The organism is Microbacterium sp. GbtcB4 (assembly GCF_019091465.1).
GTDB classification, from domain to species: Bacteria; Actinomycetota; Actinomycetes; order Actinomycetales; family Microbacteriaceae; genus Microbacterium; species Microbacterium paraoxydans.
This window is the reverse complement of record NZ_JAGXJJ010000739.1, coordinates 1-230: the sequence shown is the minus strand read 5'-3', so window position 1 is coordinate 230 and position 230 is coordinate 1. Positions and strand designations below refer to the sequence as shown.

The 230-nt window shown below is 77.0% G+C and carries 1 pseudogene; it reads right to left on the bottom strand.

The features are described 5' to 3' along the window. Window positions 1–230: pseudogene (locus KVS71_RS19460) on the bottom strand (DNA repair protein RecN); the annotation flags it as partial.

The window sequence follows — 230 nt, the reverse complement described above, 5'->3', positions numbered from 1 at the left end:
CCTCGTCCTCGCCCTCCCGGGGGGCGGTCGCCTCGATCAGGGCGAGGTCCTCCCGCAGCCGAGCGGCCCCCTCGGCACGCCGGTCGCGATTCGCGGTGATGTCGATGATCTCGGCGTCGAGGGTCCGCCAGCGCCCGAACGCGGCCTGGTAGTCCTCCAGCGCCCGGGCGATCGGTTCGCCGCCGAAGCGGACGAGGGCGTCGCGCTGCGCGGCGGCCGACCGCAGCCGG